The organism is Nocardiopsis sp. NPDC006938 (assembly GCF_042869555.1).
Lineage (GTDB): Bacteria > Actinomycetota > Actinomycetes > Streptosporangiales > Streptosporangiaceae > Nocardiopsis.
In genome coordinates, this window is sequence record NZ_JBIAGA010000002.1 from 365,065 (window position 1) to 389,078 (window position 24,014).

General features: G+C 70.8%; 21 protein-coding genes. 13 read left to right on the forward strand and 8 right to left on the reverse strand.

The genetic code is table 11. The features are described from left to right. The first annotated feature begins 89 nt into the window (after positions 1–89). The 9 genes from ACFYL4_RS04565 (at position 90) to ACFYL4_RS04605 (ending at position 10,992) form a co-directional block, all read left to right on the forward strand. A complete protein-coding gene (locus ACFYL4_RS04565; RefSeq protein WP_387516368.1) occupies positions 90–968 on the forward strand; it encodes an Fpg/Nei family DNA glycosylase in 879 nt (292 codons plus the stop codon). A 189-nt stretch (positions 969–1,157) separates the two neighbouring features. Beyond that, positions 1,158–2,204 carry a LacI family DNA-binding transcriptional regulator gene (locus ACFYL4_RS04570; protein WP_387516620.1) on the forward strand — a complete coding sequence of 349 codons (1,047 nt, stop codon included), beginning with the start codon at positions 1,158–1,160 and terminating at the stop codon, positions 2,202–2,204. Positions 2,205–2,378: 174 nt separating this feature from the next. Then, entirely contained in the window at positions 2,379–4,079 is a 1,701-nt protein-coding gene (locus tag ACFYL4_RS04575) for an ABC transporter substrate-binding protein (RefSeq protein WP_387516370.1), read from the forward strand. 67 nt (positions 4,080–4,146) lie between these two features. Further along, entirely contained in the window at positions 4,147–5,142 is a 996-nt protein-coding gene (locus ACFYL4_RS04580) for an ABC transporter permease (RefSeq protein ID WP_387516372.1), read from the forward strand. Further along, positions 5,139–6,050, forward strand: coding sequence for an ABC transporter permease (locus tag ACFYL4_RS04585; protein WP_387516374.1), 912 nt, complete (start codon positions 5,139–5,141; stop codon positions 6,048–6,050). Before ACFYL4_RS04580 ends, ACFYL4_RS04585 begins: the two co-directional genes overlap by 4 nt. Then, entirely contained in the window at positions 6,050–7,003 is a 954-nt protein-coding gene (locus ACFYL4_RS04590) for an ABC transporter ATP-binding protein (protein WP_387516376.1), read from the forward strand. Before ACFYL4_RS04585 ends, ACFYL4_RS04590 begins: the two co-directional genes overlap by 1 nt. Before the next feature lie 4 nt (positions 7,004–7,007). Continuing rightward, positions 7,008–7,916 carry an ATP-binding cassette domain-containing protein gene (locus tag ACFYL4_RS04595; RefSeq protein WP_387516378.1) on the forward strand — a complete coding sequence of 303 codons (909 nt, stop codon included), beginning with the start codon at positions 7,008–7,010 and terminating at the stop codon, positions 7,914–7,916. A 79-nt stretch (positions 7,917–7,995) separates the two neighbouring features. Continuing rightward, complete coding sequence (locus tag ACFYL4_RS04600; RefSeq protein WP_387516380.1) at positions 7,996–10,509, forward strand: glycoside hydrolase family 2 protein; 2,514 nt, start codon at positions 7,996–7,998, stop codon at positions 10,507–10,509. 279 nt (positions 10,510–10,788) lie between these two features. Further along, complete coding sequence (locus tag ACFYL4_RS04605) at positions 10,789–10,992, forward strand: cold-shock protein (RefSeq protein ID WP_014912876.1); 204 nt, start codon at positions 10,789–10,791, stop codon at positions 10,990–10,992. A gap of 255 nt (positions 10,993–11,247) precedes the next feature. On the opposite strand, the gene ACFYL4_RS04610 is transcribed toward ACFYL4_RS04605, so the two are convergent. Further along, positions 11,248–12,816 (reverse strand): glycerol-3-phosphate dehydrogenase/oxidase, encoded by a 1,569-nt coding sequence (locus ACFYL4_RS04610; protein WP_387516383.1) that lies wholly within the window; start codon positions 12,814–12,816, stop codon positions 11,248–11,250. A gap of 457 nt (positions 12,817–13,273) precedes the next feature. Between ACFYL4_RS04610 and ACFYL4_RS04615 the strand changes: the two genes are divergently transcribed. Further along, on the forward strand, positions 13,274–14,128 hold the full coding sequence (locus tag ACFYL4_RS04615; RefSeq protein WP_387516385.1) for a helix-turn-helix domain-containing protein: 855 nt from the start codon (positions 13,274–13,276) through the stop codon (positions 14,126–14,128). Between the two features lie 71 nt (positions 14,129–14,199). Here ACFYL4_RS04615 and ACFYL4_RS04620 read toward each other — a convergent pair whose 3' ends face one another. The 5 genes from ACFYL4_RS04620 to ACFYL4_RS04640 form a co-directional block, all read right to left on the reverse strand. Next, positions 14,200–14,961, reverse strand: coding sequence for an MIP/aquaporin family protein (locus ACFYL4_RS04620; protein WP_357762252.1), 762 nt, complete (start codon positions 14,959–14,961; stop codon positions 14,200–14,202). 180 nt (positions 14,962–15,141) lie between these two features. After that, positions 15,142–16,641, reverse strand: coding sequence for a glycerol kinase GlpK (gene glpK, locus ACFYL4_RS04625; protein ID WP_357762255.1), 1,500 nt, complete (start codon positions 16,639–16,641; stop codon positions 15,142–15,144). 377 nt (positions 16,642–17,018) lie between these two features. After that, positions 17,019–17,807 (reverse strand): IclR family transcriptional regulator, encoded by a 789-nt coding sequence (locus ACFYL4_RS04630; protein WP_387516387.1) that lies wholly within the window; start codon positions 17,805–17,807, stop codon positions 17,019–17,021. A gap of 149 nt (positions 17,808–17,956) precedes the next feature. Next, a complete protein-coding gene (locus tag ACFYL4_RS04635; RefSeq protein WP_387516389.1) occupies positions 17,957–18,961 on the reverse strand; it encodes a threonine aldolase family protein in 1,005 nt (334 codons plus the stop codon). 93 nt (positions 18,962–19,054) lie between these two features. Continuing rightward, positions 19,055–19,687 carry a DJ-1/PfpI family protein gene (locus ACFYL4_RS04640; protein ID WP_357762264.1) on the reverse strand — a complete coding sequence of 211 codons (633 nt, stop codon included), beginning with the start codon at positions 19,685–19,687 and terminating at the stop codon, positions 19,055–19,057. A 317-nt stretch (positions 19,688–20,004) separates the two neighbouring features. On the opposite strand from ACFYL4_RS04640, the gene ACFYL4_RS04645 reads away from it, so the two are divergent. Beyond that, positions 20,005–21,381: a GntP family permease gene (locus ACFYL4_RS04645; protein WP_387516391.1), complete on the forward strand. Its 1,377-nt coding sequence runs from the start codon at positions 20,005–20,007 to the stop codon at positions 21,379–21,381. Positions 21,382–21,385: 4 nt separating this feature from the next. On the opposite strand, the gene ACFYL4_RS04650 is transcribed toward ACFYL4_RS04645, so the two are convergent. After that, positions 21,386–22,093 (reverse strand): FCD domain-containing protein, encoded by a 708-nt coding sequence (locus ACFYL4_RS04650; RefSeq protein ID WP_357762270.1) that lies wholly within the window; start codon positions 22,091–22,093, stop codon positions 21,386–21,388. Between the two features lie 130 nt (positions 22,094–22,223). On the opposite strand from ACFYL4_RS04650, the gene ACFYL4_RS04655 reads away from it, so the two are divergent. After that, entirely contained in the window at positions 22,224–22,739 is a 516-nt protein-coding gene (locus tag ACFYL4_RS04655) for a gluconokinase (protein ID WP_387516393.1), read from the forward strand. A 55-nt stretch (positions 22,740–22,794) separates the two neighbouring features. On the opposite strand, the gene ACFYL4_RS04660 is transcribed toward ACFYL4_RS04655, so the two are convergent. Then, entirely contained in the window at positions 22,795–23,205 is a 411-nt protein-coding gene (locus ACFYL4_RS04660; RefSeq protein ID WP_387516396.1) for a hypothetical protein, read from the reverse strand. Between the two features lie 262 nt (positions 23,206–23,467). Here ACFYL4_RS04660 and ACFYL4_RS04665 point away from each other — a divergent pair, with 262 nt between their 5' ends. Next, on the forward strand, positions 23,468–23,962 hold the full coding sequence (locus ACFYL4_RS04665; RefSeq protein WP_387516398.1) for a hypothetical protein: 495 nt from the start codon (positions 23,468–23,470) through the stop codon (positions 23,960–23,962). Positions 23,963–24,014 lie beyond the last annotated feature (52 nt).

Here is a 24,014-nt window from a genome sequence, read left to right on the forward strand (position 1 = left end):
GGGTCCGTCGTGCCGCTCCGCCGACGGCCGCCCCCCATCCGCGCCCTATTCTGGGACCGACGGACACATGCTCACAGAAGGGGACACGGGTGCCTGAGGGTCACACGCTGCACCGGCTGGCCGCACACTTCGAGAAGGCCTTCGGCGGCGGCACGGTCAGGGCCAGCAGTCCCCAGGGGCGCTTCTCCGAGGGTGCGGCACGCGTCGACGGCCGCGTGCTCACCGAGAGCGAGGCGCACGGCAAGCACCTGTTCCTCGGGTTCGACTCCGGTGACTGGCTCCGGGTCCACCTCGGCCTCTACGGCGCGTGGACCTTCGGAGACGCGGACGGAGAGCGCCACCTGGGCGCGCCGCGCGCCGAGGGGGCCGACCGGCTCGACCTGGAGCGCGACCCGGACGGCTTCGTGGTCCCGCCCGAGCCGGTGGGCGCGGTCCGTGCCCGCCTGGTCAACACGTCGGGCTGGGCCGACCTGCGCGGTGCCTCCGCCTGCGAGGTCATCACCGTCGAGGAGAAGCACGCCGTCCAGGCGCGCCTCGGACCGGACCCGCTCCGCCCCGACGCCGACCCCGAACGCGCGTGGCGGACGGTGAGCCGGTCGCGCAGCAGTCTGGCGGTGCTGCTCATGCGCCAGGACGTCATCGCGGGCATCGGCAACATCTACCGGGCCGAGTCCCTCTTCCGCGCCGGGATCGACCCCCTGACGCCCGGTCGCGAACTGACCCGGGAACGCTGGGACGCCCTGTGGGACGACCTCGTCGGGCTGTTGCGGGACGGGGTCCGGGACGGCTTCATCATCACCACCCGTCCGGAGGACCGCCCCGACCCCGGAGCACGTCCGGTGCCCAGGCCGGACACCCTGTACGTCTGCTACCGGACCGGTGACCCCTGCCGCGTGTGCTCGTCGCCGGTCGCGGCCACCGAGCTGTCCGGGCGCACGCTCTACTGGTGTCGCGGCTGCCAGCGGTAGCCCCGAACGCCCTCCCGCAGCGGTTCTCCGGGCAGGCCGCCCTCCCGAAAAGCACGGGAGGTCCCGTGTGCCCCGTGGGTACAATCCCGAGTCGACCGCTGAACCGGTTCAGTGTTTCGGGTGCGCGGAGCCCCGATCCCGGCGGCGGACACGAGGAGGGTTCATGAGGGGAACACCATGGGCGCCCTGATGCGCAGGCCGACGATCATGGACATCGCCCGGGCGGCGGGCGTGTCCAAGGGGGCGGTCTCCTACGCGCTCAACGGGCGACCCGGCGTCTCGGAGGAGACGCGGGAACGCATCCTGGGCATCGCCCGTGACCTGGGGTGGGCACCCAGCAAGGCGGCGCGGGCGCTGTCCCCGGGCGGCCGGGTCGGCGCCGTGGGGCTGGTGGTGGACCGTCCGGCCCGCTCGCTCGGCGTCGAACCGTTCTTCATGCAGCTGGTCTCCGGCATCGAGACGGAGCTGGCGTCGTCGGGGGTGGACCTGCTGCTCCAGGTCACCGACGACGCGGGCGCGGAACTGGAGGTCTACCGGCGCTGGGCCTCCGAGCGCCGGGTGGACGGGGTGGTCATGGTCGACCTGCGGGTGGACGACCTCCGGCCGGAGGCGGTGCGCTCGCTCGGGCTGCCCGCCGTGTTCCTGGGCGGTCCGGACGGCGTCGGCGGCCTGCCCTGCCTGTACACCGACGACGGTGCCCCGGTCCGGGAGGTGGTGCACTACCTCGCGGCCCTTGGCCACCGCCGTGTGGCCAGGATCGCCGGCCCGGAGGAGTTCGTGCACACCCGGGTGCGCGGCGCGGCCTTCCATGAGGCGGCGACCGAGGCGGGCCTGACCGGGGCGTACTCGGTGCACGCCGACTACACGGGGGAGGGCGGCACCCGGATCACGCGGCGGCTGCTGGCCTCCGCGCACCGGCCGACCGCCCTCGTCTACGACAACGACCTGATGGCGGTGGCGGGGCTCGGGGTGGCCGCGGAGATGGGTGTGGACGTGCCCGCCCAGCTGTCGATCGTGGCCTGGGACGACTCCGCCCTGTGCCGCCTGGTGCGACCCTCACTGACCGCGATCAGCCGGGACGTGGCGGGTCACGGTCGGCAGGTCGCCCGGATGCTCGGCCGGGTCCTGGACGGGGACCGGGTGGAGAGCGAGGAGACTCCGACGGGGGAACTGCACCCCCGGGGGAGCACGGGGCCGCTGGTGGGACACCCCGAGAACGCTGTTACAAGCGGATAACACCGAAGTGTCGGGGATTGACGGGGTTCGTCGGTCCGTGTTGTTGTTAACGTCACTTACCCGGTTCAGCAACGGTCCTTCGCTCCCACTATTGGGAGCGCTCCCAGCCCCTGTTGTTTCCAGGATCGGCTTCCCCCCATTCCCAGGGCCGACCGGGTGAAAGAAGGAGTCGAGATGAGATCTCTGAGGCTTCCCGCCGCTCTGGCGGCGCTGGCGCTGGTCGTCAGCGCGTGCTCGGGCGAGGGCGCGGAGGGCGGAGCCGGGGGGTACCCCCGGAACGAGACGCTGTACACCACCGGAACCGCCTGGGGACCCCCCACCAACTGGAATCCGATCATGGAGGGCAACTACGCGGTCGGGACCGTGGGACTGGTCTACGAACCCCTCTTCATCTTCGACCCCAACGAGGGCGAGTACACGCCCTGGCTCGCCGAGAGCGACGAGTGGCCCGACGAGAACACGCATGTCATCACCCTTCGCGACGGGGTCGAGTGGACCGACGGTGAGCCCCTGGTCGCCCAGGACGTCGTCACCACCCTGGAGCTCGGCCACTTCGACATCCACTACAGCAACGTGTGGGACTACCTGGAGACCGCCGAGGCCACCAGCGAGCGCGAGGTCACCCTCACCTTCTCGGAACCGCGCCCGCAGGAGTGGATGAACTGGGTGGCCAACCGCGCGATCGTCCCCGACCACCTCTGGGCGGAGAAGTCCCAGGAACAGGTCAACGACGACCCCAACTCCGACCCGGTCGGCACCGGCGCCTACGTCTACGAGAACCACGCCGACGACCGCATGGTCTGGAAGCGCAACGACGACTGGTGGGGCACCGACGCCCTCGGCCTGGAGATGAAGCCGACCTACATCGTCGACATCGTCAACGCGTCCAACGACGTCACGATGAACATGCTGAGCAACCACGAGGTCGACCTCTCCAACAACTTCCTCCCCGGCATCGACCAGGTCATCAGCAGCGACAACAACATCACCAGCTACTTCGCGGGCCCGCCGTACATGCAGTCCGCGAACACCGCCTGGCTCGTCCCCAACCACGAGCACCCCGCCCTGGGCGACCCCGAGTTCCGGCGGGCGCTGGCCCACTCGATCGACATCGACCAGATCGTCGAGGGCCCCTACACCAACCTCGTCGAGCCGGCCGACCCCACCGGCCTGCTCCCGCAGTGGGAGGAGTTCATCGACCACGAACTCGTCGCGGACGAGGGCTTCACCTACGACTCCACCGAGGCGGTGGCCATCCTGGAGGAGGCCGGCTACCTGGACGAGGACGGCGACGGCTTCGTCGAGACCCCCGACGGTGAGCCGATCGCCCTCAAGCTGGAGGTCCCCTCGGGCTGGAGCGACTGGATGGAGGCGGCCAACGTCATCGCCCAGAACGCGCAGGAGGCCGGGATCAAGGTCGAACCGGCCTTCCCCGAACACGAACTGCTCATCGAGAACTTCCGCAAGGCCGAGTTCGACCTGATGATCAACAACGACCGGAGCCTGAGCAACACGCCCTGGACGTACTACGACTTCATCTTCCAGCTGCCGATCCGCGACCAGCAGACCACGGCCAACTACGCCCGGTACGAGAACGAGGAGGCGTGGGAGCTCACCGAACAGCTCGCCGCGACCCCCGCCGAGGACGTGGAGGGCATGGCCGCGATCACCTCCGACATCCAGGGCATCTTCCTGGAGGACCTGCCGATCATCCCGCTCTGGTACAACGGCATGTGGTCCCAGGCCAGCAACCAGGTGTGGACCAACTGGCCCAGTGAGGACGAGGGCACCCCCGACAACTTCGCCACCATGTGGAACAACATGTACCAGATGGGCGCGATCCGTACCCTCGCCGAGATCGAACTGGCCGAATAGCGCACACGTGGGGCGTTCCCGGGAGGGGACGCCCCACGCTCCGCGCCCCCACACCTGGAGGACACCCGTGTGGCGCTACATGGGCCGCAAGATCGGCATCTACGGCATCACCTTCGTCGTGGCGGTCACCATCAACTGGATGATCCCGCGATTCATGCCGGGCGACCCCGTCCGGAGCATGTTGAGCAGGGCCTCGGTCTCCGACCCGGAGGCCCTGGAGCGGATGACCGCCTACTACAACGAGGTCTTCGGCCTCGACACCCCGCTGCACCAGCAGTACCTCAGCTTCTGGGCCGGGCTCCTGCGCGGTGACCTCGGTCTGAGTGTCTGGCTCTACCCCGAGCCCGTCACCGACGTCATCCTGCGGCACGTGCCCTTCACTCTGGGCCTGCTGCTTCCCGCAATCATTCTCAGCTGGATCGTCGGCAACCGCTTCGGCGCCTTCGCGGCGCGGAGCAAGGTGCTGGACAACACCGTCCTGCCGATCGGCTACATCCTCACCGCGATGCCCTACATGTGGATCGCGCTGCTGCTGGCCTACTCGCTGTCGGTGGTCGGAGGGTTCTTCCCGACGGCGGGCGGGTACAGCTTCGCGCTCACGCCCTCATGGTCGTGGGTGTTCGTCTCGAACCTGATCTCCCACTGGTTCCTGCCGTTCCTGTCCATGTTCGTCGTGGCCCTGGGCGGCTGGGCGATCGGTATGCGCAACATGATCATCTACGAGCTGGAGGCGGACTACTCGAACTACCTCCAGGCCCTGGGCGCCCCCCGTCGGCTGATCCGCCGCTACGCGTTCCGCAACGCGATGCTGCCGCAGATCACCGGGCTCGCCGTGCAGCTGGGGACGCTGATCGCGGGGGCCCTGCTCACCGAGATCGTCTTCAACTACCCGGGCCTGGGCACCCTGATCCTCAACTCGCTGAACAACCGCGACTTCTTCCTGCTCCAGGGGATCTTCCTGTTTGTGGTCGTCGGCGTACTGATCGCCAACTTCATCATCGACATCATCTACGTCATGGTCGACCCGCGTACGCGCGTCCAGATGACGGGAGGCGCCTCATGACCAGCATCCCCGGCACCCCCGGGGCCACCGACCCCGGAGGCACACCCGAGGCGACCGGCGAACGCCGGGTGTCCGAGACGCTGCACTTCGCCCGGCGCAACCCCAAGCTGCTCATCGGCTCGGGGATCGTGCTCGCCCTCCTGGCGATCGGTCTGGTCGGGCCCCTGTTCATCGACCACGCCCCCAACGCCTACGTCGGCCCGCAGAGCCAGCCCCCCAACTCCGAGTACTGGCTGGGCACCACCACGTTCGGCCAGGACATCTGGGCCCAGTTCGTGTTCGGGATGCGCTCGACCTTCCTCACGGGGCTGCTCGGAGGCGGCATCGCGTTCCTCGTGGGCACCACCGTCGGGTTCGTGGCCGGATACAAGGGCGGGATCGTCGACGAGGTCCTCAACATGCTCACCAACGTCGTGCTGGTCCTGCCCGGCATGGTCGTGCTGATCGTGGCCGTCGCCTACCTCGACGTGCGCGGGTTGGTCGTCCAGGCGCTGTTCATCGGGCTGACGTCGTGGCCGTGGGCCGCGCGAGCGGTCCGCTCCCAGGCCCTGAGCCTGGCCAGCCGGGACTACGTGGACCTGGCCCGGCTCAGCGGACGGCGCACCTGGCGGATCATCACCAGCGAGATCGCCCCCAACATGAGCTCCTACCTGGTGATGTCGTTCATCCTGCTGTTCGGTGGCGCCATCCTCATCGCGGCCGGGCTCGACTTCATCGGCCTGGGCCCGGCGGGCGGCGTCTCCCTCGGCCTGATGCTGGAGAACGCCGCGTCCTGGAGCGCCCTCCAACTCGGCATGTGGTGGTGGTTCGTCCCGCCCGGTGCCGGGATCACCGCCCTGGTCGGTTCGATGTACATCCTCAACGTCGGGTTGGACGAGGTCTTCAACCCCAAGCTGCGGGAGCTGTGATGACCCTGCGCGTCAAGGACCTGAAGGTCTACTACCAGACCCTGCGCGGGGACGTCCACGCCCTCGACGGGGTGAGCTTCGACCTCGCGGACGGGGAGATCATGGGCCTGGCCGGGGAGTCCGGCTGCGGCAAGACCACCCTCGGCAAGAGCCTGATCCGGCTGGACGGCCGGATGCGGCACGTCGACGGCACGATCGAGTTGGACGGCAAGGACGTGCCCATCGCGGACGACCGCGCGATGGACCCCTTCCGGTACCACGAGATCTCGCTCGTCCCGCAGTACGCGATGAGCGCGCTCAACCCGACCCGCAGGATCGGGAGGATGATCGACGAGCTGCTGCGGGCGCGCGGGGTACGGCCCGCCTCGGTGGCCCAGGAGCTCCGTCGGCGCCTGGAGCTCGTGGGCCTGGACCCCGACGTGCTCCGGCGCTTCCCGATCGAGCTGTCCGGCGGCATGAAGCAGCGCGTGGTCATGGTCATGGCCACCCTCCTCAACCCGTCCCTGCTCATCGCCGACGAGGCGACCTCGGCGCTGGACGTGTCCACCCAGCGCTCGGTGGCGGAGTCCATGGTGGAGTTCCGCGACCGCGGATACGTCAAGAGCATGATCTTCGTGACCCACGACATCTCGCTCGTTTACCAGATGGCCGACTCGGTGATGGTGATGTACGCGGGCCGGATCGCGGAGAAGGGACCGGCGTCCGCTCTCATCAACGACCCGCAGCACCCCTACACGCGGATGCTCATCGGGGCGCTGCCCGAGGTCGGCACCACCACCGAGGGCACCCGCCTGGAGGGCATCCCCGGCACGCCGCCCGGGTTGCTGCGGCCGCCCTCGGGCTGCCGGTTCCGGGAGCGCTGCCCCCTCGCCTCGGAGGAGTGCGCCGAGGTACCGCCGCTGGTGGAGATCGAACCCGGCCACTGGGCCGCCTGCTGGAAGACGGGGAGGTAGCGCCGTGCTGGAACTCAGCCACGTGCACAAGGTGTACCGGGTGGGCGCGTTCGGCGGCTCCCGGCTGCGCGCGGTCCGCGACGTCAGCCTCACGGTCGCCCCCGGCGAGGTGGTGTCGCTGATCGGCGAGAGCGGCAGCGGCAAGAGCACCATCGGCAAGATGGTGCTCGGCCTGACCGGAGTGAGCTCCGGCAGCGTCCGCTTCGAGGGGCGCGATGTCACCCGGCTGCGCGGCTTCACCGCGAAGAAGGAGTACTACCGGCGCGTGCAGGGGGTCTTCCAGGACCCGTTCAGCTCCTTCAACCCCATCTTCAAGGCCGACCGCGTCTTCGCGATGATCCGCTCCTCGTACTTTCCCGAGGTGTCGAACGCCGACTGGCGGGAGCGGGTCCTCGACGTGGTCGGCACGGTCCGCCTCGACCCGGAGAACGTGCTGGACAAGTACCCGCACCAGCTCAGCGGCGGGCAGTTGCAGCGCCTGCTCATCGCCCGCGCGCTCCTGCTCGACCCCCGGATGCTGGTGGCGGACGAGGTGATCAGCATGCTGGACGCCTCCACCCGGATTGACGTGCTCAACCTGCTGGGCGACCTCAAGGAACGGGGCCTGGGCATCCTGTTCGTCACCCACGACCTCTCCCTGGGCAACTACGTGAGCGACCGGTCGGTGATCCTGCGCAAGGGGGCGATCGCCGAGATGGGGCCCACCCGCCGGGTGTTCGAGAACCCGCTGCACCCCTACAGCCGCCATCTGCTCTCGTGCGTGCCGCAGCTGCACCGGACCTGGGCCGAGGTGGACGCGGAGCTGGCCGCGAACCCGCCCGAGGACGTGGAGCTGCCCGTGGCCGACGGTGACGACACCGCGCCGCTGCTGGAGGTCGAGGAGGGGCACTTCGTGGGTATCGACCAGGGCTGATCCCGGCGGCCCCCGGGGCCGGGAGGACGGCCCGACCGAAGAGACAGACAGTAGTGAGCAGTAGTGAGAGGGAGCGCGCATGACCTCCTGGTTCGACCTGTGCGAGGGCTGGACCCTGACAGCGGAGCCCCACGAGGGCACCCTGCCCGGCCCGGCCGCCGCGCTGGGCGCGGTCCCGGCCACCGTGCCGGGCTGCGTCCACACCGACCTCCTCGACCAGGGACTGATCGAGGACCCCTACCTCGACGACAACGAGGACCGGTCGGGCTGGATCGGCCGTACGGACTGGAGGTACGCGCGCTCCCTCGCCGACCTGGTCCCGGAGCGCGCTCCCGAGGTCGCGGCGGCGGAGCGGGTGGACCTGGTCTGCGAGGGCCTGGACACCGTCGCGGTCGTGCGGGTGGGAGGCAGGGAGGTCGGTCGGACCGAGAACGCGCACCGCTCGTACCGCTTCGACGTCACCCGTGCCCTGGCCGAGGGCGGTCCGGACCCCGCCCTGGAAGTGGACCTGGCCTCCCCCTACCGGTACGCGGAGGAGCGCCGGAAGCGCCTGGGCCCACTGCCGGGCGCCTACGACGAGCCCTACCAGTACATCCGCAAGATGGCCTGCAACTTCGGCTGGGACTGGGGGCCGACCGTGGTCACCTCCGGCATCTGGCGGCCGGTCCGGCTGCACGCGTGGTCCACGGCGCGGCTGGCCTCGGTGCGGCCGCTGGTGACGGTCACCGACGACGGCTCCCTGGGCCGGGTCAGCGCCCACGTGCGGGTGGAGCGGACCGGGCCGGGTTCCGAGGCGCCGCTCACCCTCACTGCGACGGTGGCGGGGGCCCGCGCCACCGCCACCCTCGCCGCGGGGGAGACGGAGGCGGTCCTCGACCTCGTGGTGTCCGAACCCGCGCTGTGGTGGCCGCGCGGGCACGGTGACCAGGCCCGGTACGACCTCGGAGTGGAACTCTCCTCGGGTGCCGCCGACGGTCGCGGGCTGGACTCGTGGCGACGGCGGATCGGGTTCCGGAGCGTGGCGGTGCGCAGCGCGCCCGACGACGAGGGCACGGGCTTCGCCGTGCGTGTGAACGGCCGCGACGTGCTGGTCCGGGGCGCCAACTGGATTCCCGACGACGCCTTCCCCAGCCGGATCGGGCGCGACCGCTACCGGGAGCGGATCGACCAGGCCCGCGACGCCGGGATCAACCTGCTGCGGGTGTGGGGCGGCGGGATCTACGAGTCCGAGGACTTCTACGAACTGTGCTCCGAGCGCGGTGTCCTGGTCTGGCAGGACTTCCTCTTCGCCTGCGCCGCCTACCCCGAGGACGCCGCGACGGCCGCGGAGGTCGAGGCCGAGGCGCGCGAGGCGGTCGTGCGGCTGGCGCCGCACGCCAGCCTCGCGGTCTGGTGCGGCAACAACGAGAACCTCTGGGGGCACGAGGACTGGGGGTGGAAGGAGCGGTTGGAGGGCCGTGCCTGGGGCGCCGGGTACTACCTGGACCTGTTGCCGCGCGTGGTGGCAGAGCTGGACCCCACCCGCCCCTACTGGCCCGGGAGCCCGTGGTCCGGGGACGCCGGCACCCACCCCAACGCGGCCGAGCACGGCACCATGCACCTGTGGGACGTGTGGAACGAGGCCGACTACACCGTCTACCGCGACCACCGGCCCCGGTTCGCCGCCGAGTTCGGGTACCAGGCGCCGCCGACCCACGCCACCCTGCGCGCCTCGGTGACCGACGACCCGCTCACCCCCGTCTCGCCGGGCGTGCTGCACCACCAGAAGGCCGTCGACGGCAACGGAAAGCTCGCTCGGGGACTGAAAGCGCACTTCGGCGACCGGGAGTGGGGGTACGACGACTGGCACTACCTCACCCAGGTCAACCAGGCGCGCGCCCTCACCGTGGGGATCGAGCACTTCCGGTCCACCTGGCCGTACTGCACGGGCACGGTGATGTGGCAGCTCAACGACTGCTGGCCGGTCACCTCGTGGGCGGCGGTCGACGGGGCGGGACGGCGCAAGCCCCTGTGGTACGCGCTGCGGCGCGTGTACGCGGACCGGGTGGTGACCGTGCAGCCCGTCCCGGACGGGTTGGTGGTGGTCCTGGGCAACGACACCGACGAGGAGTGGGTCACCGAGGTGACCCTGGCGCGGCGGAGCACGGACACCGGGCGGGCCCTGGCCGCGTCCGCGCACGAGGTCCGGGTGGCGCCGCGCGGCGCGCTGCGGGTTCCGGTGCCCACGGTGGTCGCCGAGCCGTCGGAACCCGCCGGTGAGGTGGTGACCGTCGACGGCGCGGGGGAGCGGGCGTGGTGGTTCTTCCTCCGCGATCTCGACCTGGACTACCGAAAGCCGGAATTCGACGCGCAAACACGGGTGGAGGGCGCGGATTTGCGGGTGACCGTCCGCGCCCGCGTGCTCTTGAGGGATCTGGTCCTGAACGTCGACCGACTCGATCCCGGGGCGGCTGCGGACAGCGCCCTCGTGACGCTGCTGCCCGGCGAGTCGCACACGTTCACGGTGCCGGGAGGCGCCGGCCTCGATGGTGCCGCCGTAACGACCCCACCCGTCCTGAGGTGCGTCAACGATGTCCTCGCGAACGACCGGTGATCGTTCCGTGACACGCGGGTGGCCGTCACGGGCGTCACACGCGTACCCGGCCCGGCCCGCCGGTATTCCTCGGCGGGCCGTGCGGGTTGCCACACCGAAAACCCTCGCCACCGGGCCCGGCTGTGGTACGTTCAGTAGTGATTGTTAGTCGTTGAATTTCGCAGTTGGTGTCTTGCCCGCGGAGTTTGTGACCGGCGGGCGGTTTCTCATGGAGTCGGCTCGCGGCAATTTTCGGGCGTGTGAGTATGCGTCCGTGTACACCGAGCTGAAGGAGAAAACATGGCTCAGGGAACTGTGAAGTGGTTCAACGGCGAGAAGGGCTTCGGCTTCATCTCCCCCGACGACGGTGGCCCCGACGCCTTCGTTCACTACAGCGCCATCCAGGGCACGGGCTTCCGTAACCTGGAGGAGAACCAGCGCGTGGAGTTCGAGATCGTCGCTGGCACCCGCGGCCCGCAGGCCGAGAACGTCGTCGCGATCTAAGACCGCATAGACGTAGCGATGTCGCCCCTCGTGGGCGTGAACGTCGCTGAGAGCCCCCGGAGAGTTCGCCTCTCCGGGGGCTTTCGCGTGTCCGGAGCCGGGGCCGTCCTCCGGGATCGGGCCGCCTCCGGGCACGGTGGCGCCCGAGGAGCGGACGGGTCCGTACGCGCGGGACCCCGGGGCCGTCACCGACGGCCCCGGGGTCCTCGTGTCGCTGTGGTGGCTCCCGGCGTGCCCGAAGGGCCCAGCCGGGGCTCAGGCCTCCAGGACGGCGCGGGTGCGCTCGCGTACCTCGGCGGTGTCCAGCCCGCGAACGGTGACGGTGGTGCGGCGGCGCAGCGCGTCGTCGACGGTCACCGCCCACTCGCGGTCGCGGGCGAACACCACCTGCGCCCAGATGTCGGGGCCGTCCGGGTGGACGCGCTCGCCCAGCTCGGGCTGGTCGCGCACCAACGCCGCGATGTCCATGGCGAGGCTGCCGTAGTGCGACGCCAGGTGGCGCGCCACCAGCGGGTCCAGCCGCGCTCCCGGGTCGCGGTCGATGATCAGGCGCTGGGCGACCGCGTCCGGGCTGGCCAGACCGGGCAGCGGTACCGTGCGCAGCGGGTCGGCCATGTCCTCGGCCAGCGGCACCGCCGACACCCTGCGCAGCTCCTCCAGGACGGTCCGGCCGATGTGCCGGTAGGTCGTCCACTTACCGCCCGCCACCGAGAGCATGCCGCCCCGGCCCTGGCTGACCACGGTCTCCCGTTTGGCGGAGCTGGTGTCCCCGGGGCCGCCCGGCAGCACGCGCAGCCCGGCGAACGAGTAGGTCATGCGGTCGCGGTCCAGGTAGGGGGCGTCGATGCCCAGCGCGGCCTCGGCGAGGATCTGGTCGACGTCACCGGGCACCACGCCCACGTCGGCGGGGTCGCCATCGAAGGCCTCGTCCGTGGTACCCAGGAGCAGGTGCCCCTCCCACGGGATGGCGAACGACACCCGGTACTTGTCCACCGGGATCGTGAGCGCGGCCCGCCAGGGGTCGGGGGTGCTCAGCACCAGGTGCGCCCCCTTGGACAGGCGCACGCTGGGGTTCGCGGCCGCGTCCTCCATACGACGCAGGTGGTCCACCCAGGGCCCGGTGGCGTTGAGGACCAACCGCGCGTCGATCCCGAAGTCCTCGCCCGCGACCCGGTCGTGCAGGTCGGCGCCGGTCACGCGCCCGCGCGTGGTGCGCAGACCCCGCACCTCGGCGTGGTTGAGCACCACGGCACCGGCGTCCACGGCGGCGCGCACGGTCATCACCGCCATGCGGCTGTCGTTCATCTGGTGGTCGCTGTAGGCGGCCACGGACCTGAGCCCCTCGGTGCGCAGCCCCGGGGCCAGGCGCTTGGCCTGGAGGGGGGAGAGCAGGCGGCCCATGCCGTCGCCGAAGGCCGACAGCGCGGAGTAGAGGAAGACGCCCGCGCCCATCTTCGCGGCGCCGTGCGGTCCCCCGGAGTAGACCGGGACAAGGAAGGGGCGGTGGTTGACCAGGTGGGGGGCCACGTCGGAGGCGAGGGAACGGCGCTCCTTGTGGTTCTCCGCGACCAGGCGCACGTTGCCGGTCTGGAGGTAGCGCAGACCGCCGTGCACGAGCTTGGACGAGGCGCTGGAGGTGGCGCCGGCGAAGTCGCCCGCGTCCACCATGGCCACGCGCAGGCCCGCCTGGGTGGCGGTCCAGGCGACGGAGGTGCCGAGGATGCCGCCGCCGATGACGAGGAGGTCGAAGGTGCCCCGGGTGAGTTCGTCGCGCGTGCGCGCTCGGTGCGAGCGGGCGTCGCTTCGGTGTGCGCTGGCGGTCATGGCTGGTGCTCCGTCCGTTGGGAAGGGGGGCGTTACCGCACGTACCTGAACGGGCTCCACGTTTCAGGTGGGTGTCGTACGCATAATACGACAATGCCGAACGCTAGGGGAGTTCGGCGCCACCGTTCGGGCGCTCTCCCTCGGTGCTTGGGGGTGCGCGAGGGGGTTCGTGATGCCTGGTGTGACTCTGGGGGTTTGAGTAGTCGCTTGCTGTGTGTTGAGGTTCGGCATTGTCGAACCAGGCTGGTGTCCGAGCCGGTGGGGGAGCCGCACGCGCGGGGCGGCGGGGTCCGTCGCGCCGACATGTCGGTTCAAGACCTGACAGGCGCGGTTCGCCCCTTTTTCTGACTGGAATCCAGGATTCGGGAAGGTGGTTTCCCGGGTCCCAGCGCCAGAAGAAAGTCTGGACTTCGAGTTCCCCGGATTGTCCCGCTTGGGAGGCATCTCCGGTCCTACGATGAACCACATCATGGCCACTAGGTACTCACCCACGATCCGGCGGCGCCGGCTCTCCGCCGAACTGCGGCGGGTCCGGCTCGCCGCCCGCAAGACCAGCGAAGAGGCCGCCGCGGCCGCGGGCCTGTCCAGGTCCACCTACTCCAACATCGAGTCGGGGGTCAAGAAGCGCCCCAGCGTCCAGGAGATCAGGGCGGTCCTGGAAGCCTGCGAGGTCCCCCGGGGCAGAGAGTTCGACGAGATCATCGACCTGTGCCGCCAGTCCCTCGAACGCGGCTGGTGGTCCCGGTACCGGGACGTGCTCGCCGCGCGCTTCGTCGGCTTCGAGACGGAGGCCAGACGCATCACGTCCTGGCAGCCCGTCGTCATCCCCGGACTCCTCCAGGTCCCGGAGTACATGAGGGTCGCGGCCCAGGCGTGCCTGGCCAACCCCCAGGAGATCCGCAGGGACATCGACGCCCGCATGACCCGGCAGCGCATCCTGGAGGACCAGGACCCGCCCGAGCTGTGGGCCATCTTCGACGAGGGGGCGCTCCTGCGCCTGCGCGACCACCCCGAGGTCCGCAGGTCCCAGGTCAGACACCTCCTGGAGATGGCCCAACGGCCCAACGTCACCGTCCAGCTGACCCGGGCGGCCAAGCTCAACCCCGGGGCCGGGGGCTCCTGCGTGATCCTGGAGTTCCCCCACGTCATCGACCCCACGGTCGTCTACCTGGAGACCGCCACGGACGGCATCTACCTGGAGGAGCCGGACGAGGTCGCCCGGTACCAGCAGCTGGTCAACCACCTCAGGCTGGTGGCGCTGCGGCCCGGGGAGACCATCGACTACCTGGAGGAGGTCCACCTGGGTCCGTGAGGGCCCCGTGAACGCCGCAGGGCGCCCGGCCTGGCCGGGCGCCCCCTACGAGCGGCGGTGACGGGCGTGGCTCAGGTGCCGAAGCCGGTCAGGTGCCAGATCCAGGCGCCGATCACACCGCCCACGAGCGGGCCGACCACCGGAATCCACGCGTACCCCCAGTCGGAGGGCCCCTTGCCCGGGATGGGCAGCAGCGCGTGCGCGATGCGGGGACCGAGGTCACGTGCGGGGTTGATGGCGTAGCCCGTCGGGCCACCGAGCGACAGGCCGATCGCGAGCACCAGCAGACCCACGAGCAGCGGGGCCAGACCGTGCGCGAACAGCGACGACAGGTCGGCGTCTCCCTTGGTGACCGACCCCTCGTTGGCTCCGATGCCGAGGATGCCCAGTACCAGCATCGCGGTACCGATGACCTCGGTGGTGAGGTTGGCGACCGGGTTGCGCACCCCGGGGGCGGTGCTGAAGACGCCCAGTTTGGCCTCGGGGTCGTCGGTGATCCTCCAGTGCGCGAAGTAGGCGAGGAAGACCAGGCACGCGCCCACGATGGCGCCGAGCAGCTGCGAGACGACGTACCCGGGGACCAGGGCCCACTCGAACTCGCCGATGCTGGCCAGGCCGAGCGTGACCGCCGGGTTGATGTGGGCGCCGGAGACGGTGCCGACGACGTAGACGGCCATCGCGACCGCCATACCCCAGCCGAACGTCACCACGATCCACCCTCCGGCGAGGGCCTTGGAACGGGCGAGTGAGACGCCGGCGACCACACCGCCGCCGAGCAGGATCAGAATGGCCGTACCGACGAACTCCGCCAGGTACATCGACATGTTTTCCATGGAGACCTCCGCCCCGAGCGGGGCTGCCGAGATGGATGGGCGGGGCGCCTCCCGGCGCCCCCGGCACGCGCGCCGGGGGCCGTGTCGGTGGGACCCCCCGGGGCGCGGTCGTCGTGCGGTTCGGTCGCGCGAGGGCCGGGGCGACCGTGCGCCGCGCCCGGGTCCCGCGCCGACCGGGTGCTACCCGGCGTCGTCGTGCTCGACCCAGCCGAGGGTGCGCTGAACGGCCTTGTTCCAGTTGTGGTACTCGCGGTCCCGGACCTCGGGCTCCATGCGGGGGTTCCACTCGGCGGCCTTGTGCCAGTTGGCGCGCAGCGTCTCGATGTCCGGCCAGTAGCCCACCGCGAGCCCGGCCGCGTACGCCGCGCCCAGGCACGTGGTCTCGGCGACCATCGGCCGCACGACCTCGGCGTCGAGCACGTCGGACAGGATCTGCATGAGCAGGTTGTCCGCGGTCATGCCGCCGTCCACCTTGAGGGTGGTCAGATCGATCCGGGCGTCGGCGTTCATGGCGTCGACGACCTCGCGGGTCTGCCAGGCGGAGGCCTCCAGGACGGCCCGGGCGATGTGCCCCTTGTTGACGTAGCCGGTGAGACCGGCGATCACGCCGCGGGCGTCACTGCGCCAGTGCGGGGCGAACAGGCCGGAGAAGGCCGGGACGACGTAGCAGCCGCCGTTGTCGTCGACGGTGCGCGCGAGCGTCTCGATCTCCGGCGCGGAGGAGATCAGGCCCAGGTTGTCGCGCAGCCACTGCACCAGGGCGCCGGTGACCGCGATCGAGCCTTCGAGGGCGTACACGGCGGGCGCGTCGCCGATCTTGTAGCCCAGAGTGGTGAGCAGGCCGTTTTCGGAGGTCACGGGCTCGGTGCCGGTGTTCATGACGAGGAACGTGCCGGTGCCGTAGGTGCCCTTGACGTCGCCCGGGTCGAAGCAGGTCTGCCCGAACAGGGCGGCGTGCTGGTCGCCCAGGGACGAGGCCACGGGCGTGCCCGCCAGGTAGCCGGTGGACTCGCCGTAGACCTCCGAGGACGAGCGGATCTCCGGCAGCAGGCTGGCCGGGATGCCCATGGCCGCCAGGACCTCGGGGTCCCAGTCCAGGGAGGCCAGGTTCATGAGCATGGTGCGGCTGGCGTTGGTCACATCGGTGACGTGCCGTCCGGTGAGCTTCCAGATGAGCCAGGTGTCCATGGTCCCGAACAGCAGTTCGCCGCGCTCGGCCCGCTCGCGGACACCCTCCACGTTGTCGAGCAGCCAGCGGATCTTGGGGCCGGAGAAGTAGGTCGCCAGGGGGAGCCCGCACTGGGCGCGGAACCGGTCCTGGCCCTCCTCGGCGCCGAGCTCGCGCACGATGTCGTCGGTGCGGGTGTCCTGCCAGACGATCGCGTTGTAGACCGGATCACCGGTCTCCCGGTCCCAGACCAGCGTGGTCTCGCGCTGGTTGGTGATCCCGATGGCGGCGATCTGGTCGGGAGTGATGTCGCTCTTGCGGAGCGACTCCTGGACCACGGCCTCGACGTTGGTCCAGATCTCCAGGGCGTCGTGCTCGACCCAGCCCGGCTTCGGGAAGATCTGTCGGTGCTCTCGTTGGTCGACCGAGACGATGCGTCCGTCCCGGTCGAAGAGGATGCAGCGACTCGACGTGGTGCCCTGGTCGATCGCGGCGACGTACTGCTGACTCATCGGTGCTCGCCTTCAGGTGCTGGACGGCTCTGGAACGGGATGGGAAACGGTGTGATCGGCGATGCTCACCGAACGATGTACGACATTGACGTATGAATAGCCGATAGTTTCAACCGTCTCTCCTTCCCATGTCAAGGCCGTGTGACGCAATCGTGTTGCGTGGATCACGCGGTCGGGCGGACACTGTCTCAAGCCGGGCGAGCGCACGGAAAGGCACCACTCCGGGCCCTGACCCGAAGCGGGACCAAACGGTGGACGCCGTTGGGCCGACCGTTGCCCGGCACGGTGTGGGAAGGCGTGTGAAGGCCGCGCGGAGCCGGCCGTCCGTCGTCGCGGATGCTCGGCGGGGCCGTGGCGGGAGGCGTGTGACCTCCGGCTCAGTAGGGGGTGACGCCCAACTCGCGGGAGATGGCGCGGGCGGCGTCGCGCACGTAGGAGACCTGTTCCATGTCGGGCCTGCCGTCCTCGGCGCGCAGCCGCTCCACGGCGCCGCGCACCCCGATGGCGCCCACGGTGACGCCGCGCCGGTCGCGGATGGGCGCGGCGATCGACACCTCGCCGTCCACCAGCTCCTCGACCTCCCAGCCCCAGCCGCTGTCGCGGATCGTCGACAGCTGGCCCTCCAGGGCGGCCATCGACGTGACGGTGTGCCGGGTGAAGGAGGTGAGTTCCACCGGGGAGTCGGTCTGCACGGCGGAGACCTCCTCGGGCACGGCCAGGGGGTCGAAGGCCATCAGGACCTTGCCGAGCGCGCTGGCGTGCAGCGGCAACAGGGTGCCCACGTCCAGGGTCTGCCGGGAGGAGTCGGGGCGGAAGACGTGGTGCACCACGAGGACCTGGTGCTTGTGCAGGGTGCCGATCCGCACGCTCTCACCGCTGCGCGAGGCCAGGGTGTCGGCCCAGTTCAGGGCCCTGGTTCGGAGTTCGTTGCCGTCCAGGTACCGGGTTCCCAGGCTGAGCATTCCACCGCCCAGGCGGTAGCGTCCCGACTCCGGGTCCTGCTCCACGAAGCCCACGTGCTGGAGGGTGCGCAGGATGCCCAGGGCGGTGCCCTTGGGAAGTTCCAGCGAGCGGGAGACCTCCGCCAGGCTCAGTCCGCGGGCGCCACCGGCCAGGAGCCGGAGGATCGCGGCGGCGCGTTCGATGGACTGGATTCTTCCCGGCATTGCGGTGCTACCACTCTCTAGTACGACAATGTCATACGCCCGATCCTACTACGCGATGTGACGCCCGACACCTGTCGCCTCCCTGAGGTCGCGCGGGACCGACCGAGTCTACCGACGGCGGCACCGCGCCGACCTGGGATCGGAGGGAGTCAGAGGGACGAGACCGCCCGGACGATCGCCTTCGCCGCCTCCTCGACGTCGCTGTCGGTGACCTCCTGCCGCAGGACCAGCCGCACGCGGTCGCCTCCCCCCAGCGCCCGGACCCCCTCGGTCGCGAGGGCCTCCAGGTAGCGCCCGGCCCGACCCTCGGGGGTCGTGATCAGCACCATGTTGGTCTGGGCCACCACCGACACACCGGGCAGGCCCTCCAACAGGTCGGCCAGCCGGGCCGCGCGGTGGTGGTCCTCCGCCAGCCGCTCCCGGTGGTGGCGCAGGGCGTGCAGGGCGCCCGCCGCGACGATGCCCGCCTGCCGCATGCCCGCGCCGAGCATCTTGCGGCCGCGCCGGGCCCGCCGGACCGTGTCCGCGTCACCGACCAGCGCCGAGCCGACCGGGGCGCCCAGGCCCTTGGAGAAGCAGACCGACACCGTGTCGAAGCCCTCGGCGACCTCGGCGGGGGAGACCCCCAGTCCGATCGCGGCGTTCCACAGCCGGGCCCCGTCCAGATGGGCGCGTAGCCCGTGCGCGTGCGCGAAGCCGGTCACCCGCCGCTGCTCGGTGAGGGGCACGACCCGGCCCGAGAACGTGTTCTCCCACCACACCAGGGCGGGGTCGGCCCGGTGGACGTCGCCCGCGCCCGCGATCCACGACTCCAGCAGGGGCTGGGAGGGGAACGGTTCGCCCGAATACAGGCGGGGCAGGGCCCGGGCGAGGACGGCGACGGCGCCCTGTTCGTCCCCGATCAGGTGGTGGTGTTCGTGCGCCCACACCTCCTCCCCGCTGCGGACCGACACGTACAGGCCGAGCTGGTTGGCCATGTGGCCGGAGGGCACGTACAGGGCGGCCTCGCGGCCCAACAGGGCGGCGGTCTCCTCTTCGAGCGCCCTGACGGTGGGGTCCTCCCCGAACACGTCGTCGCCCACCTCGGCCTCGGCCATGGCTCTACGCATCGCCGGAGTGGGCAGTGTCAGGGTGTCCGAGCGCAGGTCGATCAAGGCTTCTCCTCGACGTGGTGTGTGTCCACGACGATACTCGGGCCGTACTCGGGCCGTCGCGGGGCCTCGGGGCCGGGAGCCGCCGTCCGCCGGTCAGGCCTCCTCCACCAGGGTCAGGTAGGCGTCCGTGTCGTGCAGGGCGTGCAACCGGTACCAGGCGTCCAGGGCGCGCGGGCTCAGCAGGTCGAGCCGGGCCAGGACCGCCCGGGCGAACTCGACCGGGGCGCTCTCGCCCGCCGTGACCAGGTCCCCGTCGGTGAGGGCCAGCTCGTCCCGGTAGCGGTGCGCACCCGCGTACCCCGTTCCCAGGAGGTAGTCCGGGGCGGAGCCGGTGTGGTCGCGCTGGTCGAGCAGGCCCTCCCTGGCCAGTCCGGCCACGGCGCCCCCGATCGCCGCCACGGGCACCCCCGTGTCCAGGAGGATGCCCGACGCCGACGCCATCGGGGCCAGCAGCTCCGGCTCGGTGTCCCAGTCGGAGGATCCGGGGAGGAGGAACATGGCGCTGGCCGAGGGCTTGAGCTGGGCGAGGGTGAGGTCCGGGAGGACGGTGAGCCCGCCCGCCGTGGTGATCGGGGTGCCGGTGAGTCCCACGGTGACGACGGGGAGGCTGCCGGTCCGGTGCGGACCGATCCCCTCCCGCACCTGAGCGACGGCGTGGCCGTAGTGCCAGTCGACCATCCGGTCGTAGACGGCGAGGTGCAGAGAGGGGGTGGGCTCAGCGCTCATGGCATGAGGTTGGGGTCTGGGCGGCGGGGTGTCAATGTCCGCGCGCCCGAGTCGTCACATCGGTTCCCCGGGCCACCGGTTTTATCCGAGGGTGCCGCGAAGATCCCGCTCGGGTGCGCTCCGTACGCCCCGGCCCGGGCCGGTTCCGCGCGTGCCGGACCGCGGTGCGCGGTCCCGCCGCCCTCACAAAAACGACAAGGGGTGTTCACAGAACCTCACAAATGGTATTACCATTCTCTGAGCCTGGTCCAAGAGCAGGTCAAGGGCGTGTCCCCGCGCCGCCAGCCCCACCGTCCCGCCCACCGGAAGGCTCCGCGATGGAGAACTTCGTACCCGTCTACGGCACGGGTCCCCTTCTCGGGATCGCGGCGGGAGCCATCGCGCTCCTGCTGCTCCTGATCATCCGATTCCGGATGCACGCGTTCGTCGCGCTGGTCCTGGTCAGCGTGCTTACCGCGCTGGCCGCCGGCATCCCGGTCGACGGAGTGGTCCCGACCCTCCTCGGCGGGTTCGGCGGCACACTCGCCAACGTCGCCCTCCTCGTCGGCCTGGGCGTGATGATCGGCCGCATGCTGGAGGTGACCGGCGGCGCCGCCGTCCTGGCCGGCGCCCTGATCAAACTGTTCGGGGAGCGGCGCGCCCCGATGGCCCTCGGCGTGGCCTCCCTGCTCTTCGGCTTCCCGATCTTCTTCGACGTCGGTCTCATCGTGATGCTGCCGATCGTCTTCAGCGTGGCCCGCCGCGTGGGCGGCTCGGTGCTCATGTACGCCCTGCCCACGGCGGGCGCCTTCGCGGTCATGCACGCCTTCGTGCCGCCCCACCCCGGCCCCGTCACCGCCGCCGTGGAGATCGGCGCCGACATGGGCCTGGTCCTGCTTCTCGGCGTGCTCCTGGCCATCCCCACCTGGTACCTGGCCAGCTACCTGTTCGGCCTGTGGGCCGGGAAGCGCTTCGAGATCCCCGTCCCGGACGACATCATGTCCAACGGCGACGTCACCCACGAGAACCCGCCCCGGCTGGTCACGGTCGTCAGCGTCCTCCTGCTGCCGATGCTGCTCATCTTCGCCAACACCGGCACGACCACCCTCGCCGCCATCGGTGCGGTACCCGCCGACGCGGTCTGGGTCCAGTCGCTGCGGCTCGTCGGAGAGACCCCGATCGCGCTCCTGGTCACCGTGCTCTACGCCATGGTCGTGCTCAGCCGGGGACGCTTCACCCGTCAGAGGGTCGAGGAGATCGTGGGCGGGGCGCTCGGCCCGGTCTGCGGGATCATCCTCATCACCGGCGCGGGCGGCATGTTCGGCGGCGTCCTGCGCACCAGCGGGATCGGTGACGCCCTCGCCGGAAGCCTGGAGTCCACGGGCATGCCGGTCATCGTCGCCGCGTTCGTCATCGCGCTCGCCCTGAGGGTCGCTCAGGGGTCGGCCACGGTCGCCATCACCACGGCCGCCGGGCTCGTCGCCCCCGCCGTGCAGGCCACCTCCGGGCTCAGCTCCGTCGACCTCGCGCTGATCGTCATCGCCATCGCGTCCGGGGCCACGGCCCTGTCGCACGTCAACGACTCGGGGTTCTGGCTGGTCGGCCGCTTCCTGGGGATGGACGTGCGCACCACGTTGAAGACGTGGACGGTCATGGAGACCCTGATCGGCTTCGTCGGCTTCGGGTTCGCGTTCGCCCTCCACCTGGTGCTGTAGGGGTTCAGCGGCCGGGGGCCCCGTCCCTGAGGGCGTCCGCGACCTCGGTCACGATCGCCCGCATGGCCGCCTCGGCCACGTCGGGCAGCCCGTCCCGGACGGCCCGCGCCACCGTCGTGTGCAGGCGCAGGGCCTCCGGGCGGGGGTTGTGGGGCATCAGGTCGTAGGAGGTCCGGGCGACGAGCACCTCGGTCACCACCTCGGCCAGTCCGGAGAGCATCTCGTTTCCGGACAGCTCCAGGACGGCGCGGTGGAAGGCGATGTCGAGCTCCATGAAGGTGGTGAGCTCTCCGGCCTGGCCGGTGACGGTCATCTCCTCCGCGACGTCCACCAGCCGGGCCCGCTCGGCGGCGGGGCCGCGTTCGGCGGCCAGGGCGGCGGCGCCAGGTTCCACGGCGGCACGGAGCTCGTTGAGGGACCGCAGCTGTTCCATCCGGCCCGATCCGGCCAGGCGCCAGCGGATCAGCTGGGGGTCGAACACGCTCCAGTCCCCCTGGGGGCGGACCCGGATGCCGGTGCGGGGGCGGCTCACCACGAGGCCCATGGACTCCAGCACGCGCACCGCCTCGCGGGCGACCGTCCGCGACACGCCGAAGTCACCCTCCAGGCCCTGGAGGGTGAAGGCGTGCCCGGGGGCGTACTCCCCGGCGGCGATCGCGGGGCCGAGTACCGCCAGCACCCGGTTGTGCAGCGTTCGGTGCTCGGTGGCCATCGCGTCCCTCGGAATCTCCGTGTGTTCGACCTCTTCCGGTCGGGGTCAGGGAGCAGCCTAGTCGGATTGATTGATATCACTATTGGTGGCGGCGTCGCGGCGTAGCGGCGTGCCAGGACTCGGAGAGAGCATGCATTTCGTGTTCATGGGCGTATCCGGCAGCGGGAAGACCAGTGTCGCCGAGCGGATCGCCGCGCGGTTGGGGCTGCCCTTCGCGGAGGCCGACACCTTCCATCCGGAGGCCAACATCACGAAGATGTCGGCGGGTGTACCGCTGACGGACGAGGACCGCTGGCCGTGGCTGGCCGAGCTCGCGGACTGGATCGCCGCGCACGAGGCGCTGGGGGAGTCGACCGTGATGGCCTGCTCCGCGCTCCGGCGCTCCTACCGGGACGTGCTGCGCGGCGCGGCCCCGGGCGTGTACTTCGTGCACATGCACGGCACGGAGGACGTGATCTGGAAGCGGATCGAGGCCCGCACGGACCACTTCATGCCGCCCGCGCTGCTGCGCTCGCAGCTGGAGACCCTGGAGCGCCTGGGGCCGGACGAGGAGGGGCTGGAGCTCGACGTCCGGGCCGACCTCGACACGCTCAGCGGCCGGGCCCTGGAGTACGTGTCCGAGCGGCTGGGAGCCGCCCGGGCCTGAGCCCGGCGGCTTCTGGCCGGGTCGAACCCGTGGGGCGCTCCCGCGTGATGAGGGTTCACCCCAGCTGCCGACGGGCCTCCTCGAGTCCCTCCCGCAGCCAGTCGGGAGTGAACTCGTCACTCCTGGGGTAGAGATTCGCCTCGTCGACGTAGTCCTCGGCGCCCGGGGCGAAGGTGAACGGTGGCTGACTCTCATAGTCGAAGAAGGAGGCGAACTCCCCCTCGCTCCGGATCTCCAACCTCCAGGTGAACCAGGTTCCCTGACCCTCCCTGTACGCGCCGGATCTGAGGTCCATGATCCTGGGGAAGAGCCTCCCTGGCAGATTGACCCTGCCGTGCTCTCCCGCCTCGTTCTCGAACTCGGTGGTCATGATTCCGTACATGCCGATGAGTGTGACGACGAGCCTTCCCGTCCTCCAACCGTCGGGCAGGTGGCGTGCCATGTCCGAGGCGATCCGCGAGATCACCTCGTTCTCCTCCGCCGGGCCCATGTGACCCCTGGGGCTGCCGTACATCCTTGTTCCGTTCCGTTCGAGCCGTGTCCGTGTACGGCGTCCTCAGCGCCACCGTGCTCGTTGAGCGGCCGAGCGCCATGAGCCGCGGCCACCGATCCACGGGGTCCACTCTCCGTTGCCGACTGGTTCGCGATCCTGTGACGGTGATATCACCGTGTGTGCGCGGATTCGGCTCCACTTGTGTAGTACGCCCCGGCACGCGACCCTGGTGGTCATGCACGACACCCAGACGTCCCCCGCATCCTCCGCGTCCCGGCCCTTCAGCGAGCTGCCGACCCCCCGGCCGAGCATGCTCGCCGCGCGCCGCCCGGGCGTGCGGCCCCCGCAGGACGTTCGACAGACCTGTGTCCTGATGTTCGTCACCGCCGCCGTCTTCGTGGGGCTGGCCTACCAGTCCTGGACGACGCTCCAGACGGACCCGCCCGCCCCGGTCGTGAACGAGCTGTGGGCGCAGCTGGTCCTGGCCGCGCTGGTCGCCCTGGGGCTGGTCGCGCTCGCCCTGCCGGTGCGCCGAGGGGGCAACGTCCTGTGGCGTGCCGCCCAGCTCGGCGCGCTGGTCGCCCTCGGTGTGGCGGTCTCCGTGCTCCACACGGCGGCCCGGCTGGCGGACACCCCGACGCTCCTGGTCGCCCTGGTGGTGGTCATGTTCTCCATCGTCACCGCCATCGCCCTGTGGAGCACGAGCGTGCGCCGCTGGTGCGCGGTCTAGCCGGGTACGCCGAGGGCCCGGGGTGCGCGGCCCGTGCGTGTTCTCGGGCGCG

Coding starts and splice junctions, on each gene's coding strand:
- ACFYL4_RS04570 (WP_387516620.1), top strand. CDS start 1,158: ATGCGCAGGCCGACGATCATGGACATCGCCCGGGCGGCGGGCGTGTCC.
- ACFYL4_RS04575 (WP_387516370.1), top strand. CDS start 2,379: ATGAGATCTCTGAGGCTTCCCGCCGCTCTGGCGGCGCTGGCGCTGGTC.
- ACFYL4_RS04585 (WP_387516374.1), top strand. CDS start 5,139: ATGACCAGCATCCCCGGCACCCCCGGGGCCACCGACCCCGGAGGCACA.
- ACFYL4_RS04590 (WP_387516376.1), top strand. CDS start 6,050: ATGACCCTGCGCGTCAAGGACCTGAAGGTCTACTACCAGACCCTGCGC.
- ACFYL4_RS04600 (WP_387516380.1), top strand. CDS start 7,996: ATGACCTCCTGGTTCGACCTGTGCGAGGGCTGGACCCTGACAGCGGAG.
- ACFYL4_RS04605 (WP_014912876.1), top strand. CDS start 10,789: ATGGCTCAGGGAACTGTGAAGTGGTTCAACGGCGAGAAGGGCTTCGGC.
- ACFYL4_RS04610 (WP_387516383.1), bottom strand. CDS start 12,816: ATGACCGCCAGCGCACACCGAAGCGACGCCCGCTCGCACCGAGCGCGC.
- ACFYL4_RS04615 (WP_387516385.1), top strand. CDS start 13,274: ATGAACCACATCATGGCCACTAGGTACTCACCCACGATCCGGCGGCGC.
- ACFYL4_RS04620 (WP_357762252.1), bottom strand. CDS start 14,961: ATGGAAAACATGTCGATGTACCTGGCGGAGTTCGTCGGTACGGCCATT.
- glpK (WP_357762255.1), bottom strand. CDS start 16,641: ATGAGTCAGCAGTACGTCGCCGCGATCGACCAGGGCACCACGTCGAGT.
- ACFYL4_RS04630 (WP_387516387.1), bottom strand. CDS start 17,807: ATGCCGGGAAGAATCCAGTCCATCGAACGCGCCGCCGCGATCCTCCGG.
- ACFYL4_RS04640 (WP_357762264.1), bottom strand. CDS start 19,687: ATGAGCGCTGAGCCCACCCCCTCTCTGCACCTCGCCGTCTACGACCGG.
- ACFYL4_RS04645 (WP_387516391.1), top strand. CDS start 20,005: ATGGAGAACTTCGTACCCGTCTACGGCACGGGTCCCCTTCTCGGGATC.
- ACFYL4_RS04650 (WP_357762270.1), bottom strand. CDS start 22,093: ATGGCCACCGAGCACCGAACGCTGCACAACCGGGTGCTGGCGGTACTC.
- ACFYL4_RS04655 (WP_387516393.1), top strand. CDS start 22,224: ATGCATTTCGTGTTCATGGGCGTATCCGGCAGCGGGAAGACCAGTGTC.
- ACFYL4_RS04665 (WP_387516398.1), top strand. CDS start 23,468: ATGCACGACACCCAGACGTCCCCCGCATCCTCCGCGTCCCGGCCCTTC.